Annotated in this window: 6 protein-coding genes and 1 pseudogene; all 7 read right to left on the bottom strand. The window is 67.7% G+C overall.

Going from position 1 to position 8,092, the window contains the following annotated elements:
- Nucleotides 1-266 (bottom strand): annotated as a pseudogene (locus tag MFF30_RS24940) (phosphate ABC transporter substrate-binding protein); the annotation flags it as partial.
- 185 nt (nt 267-451) lie between these two features.
- Entirely contained in the window at nt 452-790 is a 339-nt protein-coding gene (locus MFF30_RS24935; protein ID WP_055958939.1) for a c-type cytochrome, read from the bottom strand.
- An 11-nt stretch (nt 791-801) separates the two neighbouring features.
- On the bottom strand, nt 802-2,025 hold the full coding sequence (locus MFF30_RS24930; RefSeq protein ID WP_055958942.1) for a molybdopterin-dependent oxidoreductase: 1,224 nt from the start codon (nt 2,023-2,025) through the stop codon (nt 802-804).
- A 244-nt stretch (nt 2,026-2,269) separates the two neighbouring features.
- Nucleotides 2,270-3,331, bottom strand: coding sequence for a YeiH family protein (locus MFF30_RS24925; protein ID WP_055958946.1), 1,062 nt, complete (start codon nt 3,329-3,331; stop codon nt 2,270-2,272).
- A 182-nt stretch (nt 3,332-3,513) separates the two neighbouring features.
- Nucleotides 3,514-4,152, bottom strand: a complete 639-nt coding sequence (locus MFF30_RS24920; RefSeq protein ID WP_055958948.1) for a 2,3-bisphosphoglycerate-dependent phosphoglycerate mutase — start codon at nt 4,150-4,152, stop codon at nt 3,514-3,516.
- Nucleotides 4,153-4,436: 284 nt separating this feature from the next.
- Complete coding sequence (locus MFF30_RS24915) at nt 4,437-7,595, bottom strand: efflux RND transporter permease subunit (RefSeq protein ID WP_056096999.1); 3,159 nt, start codon at nt 7,593-7,595, stop codon at nt 4,437-4,439.
- The coding region (locus tag MFF30_RS24910) for an efflux RND transporter periplasmic adaptor subunit (RefSeq protein WP_238282908.1) at nt 7,592-8,092 on the bottom strand (501 nt) is incomplete at its 5' end. The genes MFF30_RS24910 and MFF30_RS24915, both read right to left, overlap by 4 nt.

The following is an 8,092-nucleotide window of genomic DNA, read 5'->3' as shown; positions in this document are numbered from 1 at the left end:
CGGGCGCCGTCCGGCGCGAACACGATGTTGCGCGGCGTGACGAAGCCGTCGAGGCGGCGGAGCACCGTGCCCTTGGCGACGTCGTAGACGATGACGGCGCTCTCCTCGCTGTTCGACACCGCGGCGACCGTGCCGGCGGCGTTCAGGGCGAGCGCGTTGTTCTTGATTGCGCCGTCGAAGCCGGCGGCGAATCCAGGTTGGTTCTGGGTGAGGAGCAAGGCAGCTCCGGCGAGGAGGGCGCGGAGGCTGGTACGGACGTGGGTCATGAAGCGTGTCTCTCGGGCATGCGCCCTCGTTCGACGGCCTGGGGCCGGCCGTGCGGGCGAGTTCGAAATCGGATTGCGTCGTGCGGGACCGGTCAGGCCGTGCATCGCCTTAGGGAGATGCCAGCGAGGGCGGTCTATTCCCCGAGGCCGGCGAAAAAAGCACGGCGGCCTCGGGATTCGAGGGTTCAGGGCGTGGGCTTCAACGCCGTGAGGTAATCGACGATGGTCTGCACATCGGCCTGATCGACCGGCGCTTTGTAGACGTGGACCATCTTGTTCACGGTCTCGGTCCACTGCGCCTTCGTGAGCTTGGGCTGGGTCAGCACCATCCCGGCCGAGTGGCAGGCGAGGCAATTGTTATTGACCGCCTCGGCTCCCGGCCCGTCCGGAAAGATCCGGTCGGACGTCGGAAATTCGATCGATTGCGAACTGAAGCGCATCGGCTCGGGAGCAGGCGCCGCGAGCGCCACCAGGGGAGACAGGATGAGCGCGGCGATGAGGGCCGCAGGGCGAATTGTGTTCATGGCTGTTCTCCTCAAGCGGCCTGGAAGGACACGGTCTCGATGCCGTTCTGCATGAAGCCGTTGGCGTTCCAGACCCGGTCCATGCCTTGCGCGACGCCCTTGGTATTGGTGCAGCGGACCCTGACCGTGTGGGTCCCGGCGGCCAGCGCCGGCAGGCTGCCGTCGAAGCGGCGGAAGCTGTAGGGGCCCTCGTCGGCACCGAGTTGCGCCGGGAACCACGTCGCCCCGCCGTCGCCGGAGAACTCGACCGCCTTCACCCCACAATCGCCGCCGAACGCGATGCCGCGGATGGCCACCGGCGTTCCGGCCGCCACCTTGGCGCCGTCGGTCAGGTTGGTGACGAACGAGCGCGGCACCATCCTGTTAATCGGCACTGTCTTGAACCCTGTCTGCCCGGGCTTGATGTTAGCACCCGGCACGTCGGGAATACGGTAGGCGGTCTTCATCCAATATTGTTCGTCGGGCTTGTCCAGCACCTCGATGTCGGACAGCATCTTGACCCAGTAGGTTGAGTACCAGCCCGGCACCACGAGCCGGAGCGGGAAACCGTTGAGCAGCGGGAGCTGCTCGCCGTTCATCGCGTAGGCGATCATCACCTCACCATTGTTGGCGTGGTCGAGATCGAGGGACTTCTTGAAGTCCGGCGCGTCGTCGACCACGGGCTCGTCGAGGCCGTTGAAGCGCACCTGCACGGCACCGGCCTTCACCCCGGCCTTTTCGAGCACGTCCTTGAGGCGCACCCCGGTCCAGCGGGCGTTGCCCATTGAGCCGTTGGCCCATTGCGCGCCGGGCACCCGCGGCTCGAACAGCCCGCGTGAATTGCCCGAGCACTGGTTGACCGCGGCGATCTCGAAGCGCGGCAGGCCGGCGATGGCATCGAGGGAGAGCGAGAGTTCCTTCTCCACATGGCCGTGGACCTTGAGCCGGAAGGTGCCGGCATCGACCTCGGTCGGGATCGAGGCCCAGTGCCAGCGCACGTAGAAGCGGTCGTTGGGGGTGAACACGCCCGCGTCGAACACCGAGAACGGCGTCTCCAGCAGCGGCGGATGGGTGCGCTGGAGGATCATCTCGCCCTTGCCCGGAAAGGCGGTGGTCAGCGCCCGCTCGTCCGGGCCGCCGGGCAGCGGCAGCTTCACCGAGCCCGCGGCCCAGGCCGGCAACGCGGCGCCGAGGCTGCCGAGCCCGAGTCCACCCAGGACGAGGCGGCGGTTCGTCGGTCTGTCCAATCCGTGCATGGTCTCTCCCCTTGAAGAATGTCGGCGTCGATGCGTTCGAGCGCATCGGGCCTCGTGGCGATTCCTCGCGACAAGGGAGATGCTACGGAAAGCGATTTATTCCCTCCAACGGTCTTTCGCGATGCGAACGATCTCCCGGTGCGATGATTCGAGAATTTTCAATCTCCCGCTTAATCCGGATTTCTTCGGGGCATCGCGCCGGATGAAAACCTGGATCGGTGGTGGAGCCGGATCCACACCCGGATCAGACAAGGCCCAGCACGTGGATCAGGCCGAGGCTGACGGCGCCGAGCGCGAGGAGCGAGGCGACTACCGCCAGCGTCACCCGCGCCCCGGCCTTGGCGACGCTGCGCACGTCGACCCCGAGGCCGAGCGCCGCCATCGAGACCACGGTCAGCACGTTGGCGGTCTCCGACATCGGCGCGAGCGCGACCTGCGGGATCAGCCCGGCCGAGCGAAGTCCCGCGAGCGCGAGGAATGCGAGGATGAACCACGGCACCAGGCGGTGGATCGCGAGGCTGGCGCGGGCCGGGCGGTCGCCGGCTGTGACGCCGGGGGCGGCCTCGTCGGTCTTCTCGCCCAGCCGGCTCGCGCCGAGCGAGAGCACCAGGACGACCGGGCCGAGCATCAGCACCCGGACGAGCTTCACCAGGGTTCCGACCTGGACGCTGAGTGCCGCGACCGGCGCGGTGGCGGCGAGAACCTGCGGAACAGCGTAGACGGTGAGGCCGGCGAGCACCCCGTACTGCATCGGCGAGAGACCGAGCAGGGGCACCAGTAGCGGCAGCCCGAGCACCACCAGCACGCCTAGAACCGCGGTGAAGGCGATGGAGGCGGCGACGTCCTCGCCGTCGGCACCAATCACCGGCGCCGTGGCGGCGATGGCCGAGTTGCCGCAGATCGAGTTACCGCAGGCGACGAGGATCGCCATGCGCGGGTGCAGCCCGAGCGCCCGACCGATGCCGTAACTCGACAGGATCGCCACCGTGACGACGCCCGCGATGCCGAAGAGCAGACCCGGACCGGCCGCCAAGATCGTCGCGAGGCTGAGCGAGGCCCCGAGAAGAACAACCGCGATCTCCAGTACGGTCTTGGCCCCGAAGGCGATGCCGGGAAAGAAACGTTGCGACGGGGTCCAGGCCGTGCGGATCGCGCTGCCGAGCAGGATCGCCAGCACCAGGGCTTCGAGCCAGGCGCGACCGAACAGATGCGCCTCGACGGCCTCGAAGCCGACCGCTGCGGCGGTGACCGCCACGCAGAGGCCCAGTCCCGGAAGGATGGCTTTCGTGCCGGCCAAGGCGCCCATCGATCGAGGGTGGGAGAAAAGTCTGGGCATGGACATGGATGGCTCCGATGTGATGCCAGAGAATCCCATGTCCCTTTCATTCACTCCAACGGAATGATCAGATGTTTCCCATCAACGGAATAGATGAAAAGGGGCCCCTTCGCGGCTTGCGGAGATCCATTCTGGGGGGCCGACAAGCGCATTCACCCGTCAATCCAGCGTGCCTTGATCGTCGTGTCCGCGGCAAACTCATAGATCCTGACGGAGCCCGTCGCGAGTTCGAGGTGCTCGACCTCCGCCGGGTTGAGGTCTTCGAGCGCCATCACAAGCGCCCGCAGGCAATTACCGTGGGCGACGACCAGCACGTCCCCGCCCATGACCGCCGGTAGGATGGATCGGAGGTAGCAGGGCACGATGCGCGCGACAGTGTCGCGCAGGCTCTCACCATTCGGCGGCGCATCAGCGTAGGAGCGGCGCCAGGTCTCAATCCGCACCGCCCCCCAGCGCGCATCGGCGGTGGTCTTGTCGAGCCCGCTGAGGTCGCCGTAGTCTCGCTCGTCGAGCGCGGCGAAGCGTTGGGGGATTAATCCGGGTTGCCCGAGCGCATCGAGGATAAGCCGGCCGCTCACGACGGCCCGCGTCAGCGTCGAGGTGAAGGCAACAGAAAAGCGCCAGCGGCGCTCGGCCAAACGCCGGCCGGCTGCCTCGGCTTCCATCCGGCCCTGCTCGGTCAAGGGCGAGTCCAGCAATCCCGTGAACAGGCCGGATCGGTTGGCTACGCTCTGGCCATGCCGGACCAGCACGAGACGTCGCGTGACCGGGGCTTTGCAATCGTGAATCACGCTGTCTCCCGAGGCAGAGCACTTTCGCGCCGGTGGCATCGCCTCTGATGAAGTCGGCATCCGGCTTTAACAAAATTCGACCCTGAGATGAGTTGGACCGACCGTCCGGAGACGGTGATTCATCCTTGGTCCGCTTTAGAACGTCTTGCGACTGAAAGCAGCCAAGCTGCTTGCCACCCAACCCGGTCGTTGGCCTCTGCCTCGACAGCCTGGGAGCGGACCTTCGGAGTGTCGGCAAGGGGCCGGGAGTCGGCCCAGGGCATGGTTTCAATCCGTCAGATTGTTCATAACGTTACAAGTCGGGCCTCGGGGTCGATGGTATTCGGTTCGGACCGCGGCAGCCCCCACCCTTTCACGAAGCCGTAGACCGCCGGGATCACCAGGAGGGTCAGCAGGGTCGAGGAGACCATGCCGCCGATCATCGGCACGGCGATCCGTTGCATGACCTCGGAGCCCGAGCCGGTGCTCCACAGGATCGGCAGGAGCCCGGCCATGATCGCCACCACCGTCATCATCTTCGGGCGCACCCGCTCGACCGCGCCGACCATGATCGCCCGCCGCAGGTCGGCCCTGGTGAACGTCAGCCCGGCCCTATCGCGCTCGGCCCGGATCTCGGCCAGCGCGTGGTCGAGGTAAACCAGCATGATCACCCCGGTCTCGGCGGCCACGCCTGCCAGCGCGATGAAGCCCACCGCCACGGCCACCGACAGATTGAAGCCCATCCACCACATCAGCCAGACCCCGCCGACGAGGGCGAAGGGCAACGACAGCATGACGATGAGCGTCTCGGTCAGCCTACGGAAGTTCAGGTAGAGCAGCAGGAACACGATCAGCAGCGTCAGGGGCACCACGATCTTGAGCCGGGCGGTCGCCCGGTCGAGGTACTCCACCTGCCCGCTCCACTGCACGAGGGTACCCTGGGGAAGCCTGACCTCGTTGGTCACCGCCGCTCTAGCCTCAGCAACGTAGCCCCCGAGGTCGCGACCGGCGACGTCGACGTAAATGAAGACCGCGAGTTGCCCGTTCTCCGTCCGGATCTGCGTCGGGCCGCGGTTCAACTGCACCTTGGCGACCTCGCCGAGCGGCACGGTCCCCCCGCCCGGGATCGGCACCTGGACCTCGGAGGCGATGGATCGCGGGTCGGACCGAAAGGCCCGGGGGTAGCGCACGTTGACGGTGTAGCGCTCCCTGCCCTCGACGGTGTTGGTGACGCTCTCGCCGCCGAGCGCCATCCCGATCACGTCCTGCACGTCCCCGACCGTCAGCCCGTACCGGCCAAGCGCCTCGCGGTTGGGGGTGATGTCGAGGAAGTAGCCGCCCTGGACGCGCTCGGCGTAGGCGCTCGACGTGCCCGGCACCACCTTCACCACCGCCTCGACCTGGCGGGCGACCTTTTCCATCTCGGTCAGGTCCGTCCCGAGCACCTTGATCCCGACCGGCGTGCGGATGCCGGTGGAGAGCATGTCGATGCGGGCGCGGATCGGCTGGGTCCAGGCGTTCGAGACCCCGGGGAACTGGAGCGCGGCGTCCATCTCGGCCTTCAGGCTCGCCGTCGTGACCCCGGGACGCCAATCCACCTTCGGCTTCAGGTTGACGATGGTCTCGAACATCTCGCTCGGCGCCGGATCGGTCGCGGTGTTGGCCCGTCCGGCCTTGCCGTAGACCGAGGCGACCTCGGGGAACGACTTGATGATCCTGTCCTGGGTCGCCAGCAGGTCGCCGGCCTTGGTCACCGAAATGCCCGGCAGGGTGGTGGGCATGTACATCAAAGTCCCCTCGTCGAGGTCGGGCATGAACTCCGAGCCGAGCCGGCTCGCCGGCCACGCCGTCACCGCCAGGACGACCAAGGCCAGCAGGATCGTCAGCACACGCGCCCGCAGGACGCCGGCGATGAGAGGGCGGTAGATCCAGATCAGGAGCCTGTTCACCGGGTTGCGGTGCTCGGGGATGATCCGGCCGCGGACGAACAGGACCATCAGCGCCGGGACGAGTGTCAGGGACAGGACTGCCGCCGCGGCCATCGCGAAGGTCTTGGTGAAGGCCAGCGGACCGAACAGGCGGCCCTCCTGGCTCTCCAGCGTGAAGATCGGCAGGAAGCTCACCGTGATGATGAGGAGCGAGAAGAACAGCGACGGCCCAACCTCGCTTGCGGCCTCGATTAGGATCTCGACCCGGCGCTTGCCGGGGTCCGCCCGCTCCAGGTGCTTGTGGGCGTTCTCGATCATCACGATGGCGGCGTCGATCATGGCGCCCACCGCGATGGCGATGCCGCCCAGGCTCATGATGTTGGCCCCGAGCCCGAGGGCCTTCATGCCCGCGAACGCCATCAGGATGCCGACCGGCAGCATCAGGATCGCGACCAGCGCGCTGCGGACGTGAAGCAGGAACACGACGCAGACGAGGGCGACGATGACGCTTTCCTCGATCAGCGTGCCCTTGAGGGTCTCGATGGCCGCCTCGATGAGGTGCGAGCGGTCGTAGACCGGCAGGATCTCCGTGCCCTTGGGCAGGCTGGCGGCGACATCGGAAAGCCGGGCCTTCACGTTCTCGATGACGTTCAGGGCGTTGGCACCGAACCGTTGCAGGACGATCCCGCCGGCGACCTCGCCGTCGCCGTTCATCTCGGTGATGCCGCGGCGCTCGTCGGGACCGAGCTCTACCCGAGCCACGTCCTTCACCCGCAGGGGTGTGCCCGCCTCCGTCCTCAGGACGATGCTCTCGATGTCGGCGACGCTCTTGAGGTAGCCGCGGCCACGGACGACGAACTCGAACTCGGAGAGCTCGACGGTACGGCCGCCGGCGTCGGCGTTGCTCGCCCGGATGGCCTCCCGGAGCTTGGACAGGGTGATGCCCTGCGCCCGCAACCGGTTGGGATCGACGACCACGTTGTACTGCTTCACGAAGCCGCCGACGCCCGCGACCTCGGCCACGCCCTCGGCACGCGACGCCCCGAAGCGGACGACCCAGTCCTGAAGCGAGCGGAGCTCGGCCAGCGTGCGTTCCTTGGCGACCACCACGTACTGGTAGACCCAGCCGACCCCGGTCGCGTCGGGTCCCAGGTTCGGGGTCACGCCGGCCGGCAGGCGCCTGGCCACGGTGTTCAGGTATTCGAGCACCCGGCTCCGGGCCCAGTACGGGTCGGTGCCGTCCTCGAAGATGACGTAGACGAACGAGACCCCGAAGAACGAGAAGCCGCGCACGACCTTCGACCGGGGCACCGTCAGCATCGCGGTGGTCAGCGGGTAGGTGACCTGGTCCTCGATGACCTGGGGCGCCTGCCCGGGGTACTCGGTGTAGACGATGGTCTGGACGTCCGAGAGGTCCGGGATCGCGTCGAGCGGCAGGGTCCTCAGGGCGTAGAGCCCGGCTCCCACCGCGAAGACGGTCCCGATCAGCACCAGCACTAGATTCTTCGCCGACCAGGCGATGAGGCGGGCGATCATGGCGCCTTCCCCTCGACGGCGGCCTGCGGGCCGGGATCGGGCTTCGGCTCGGAAAGACCTTGGAGGGCCGCCTTCAGGTTGCTCTCGGCGTCGATGAGGAAGTTGGCCGAGGTCACCACGCGGTCCCCGGCGACGATGCCGTCGCGGATCTCGACGTAGCCGTCGCCGCGGGTGCCGAGCCTGACCGGCCGCGGTTCGAAGCGACCCTCGCCCCTGTCGAGCAGGACGACTTGCCTGATGCCGGTGTCGATGACCGCGTCGTCGGGCACCGCCACCACCGGCCTGTCGCTGCCGGTGGCGATCGTCACGTCGGCGAACATACCCGGGCGCAGGTCGCCGTTCGGGTTCGGCAACTCGATCCGCAGGCGGGCGGTCCGGGTCGCCATGGCGAGGTGCGGGTAGATCCGGGTCACCGCGCCGGTGAAGACGCGGTCCGGGAACGTCCGGGCGCGCACGGTCGCCGTCTGGCCCTCCGCCACGGCCGCCAAGTCGCGTTC

It is taken from the genome of Methylobacterium goesingense, assembly GCF_022179225.1.
GTDB classification, from domain to species: Bacteria; Pseudomonadota; Alphaproteobacteria; order Rhizobiales; family Beijerinckiaceae; genus Methylobacterium; species Methylobacterium goesingense.
This window is presented reverse-complemented; position numbering and strand designations above follow the sequence as displayed.

Coding starts and splice junctions, on each gene's coding strand:
- MFF30_RS24925 (WP_055958946.1), bottom strand. CDS start 3,331: ATGGGCGCCTTGGCCGGCACGAAAGCCATCCTTCCGGGACTGGGCCTC.
- MFF30_RS24935 (WP_055958939.1), bottom strand. CDS start 790: ATGAACACAATTCGCCCTGCGGCCCTCATCGCCGCGCTCATCCTGTCT.
- MFF30_RS24915 (WP_056096999.1), bottom strand. CDS start 7,595: ATGATCGCCCGCCTCATCGCCTGGTCGGCGAAGAATCTAGTGCTGGTG.
- MFF30_RS24930 (WP_055958942.1), bottom strand. CDS start 2,025: ATGCACGGATTGGACAGACCGACGAACCGCCGCCTCGTCCTGGGTGGA.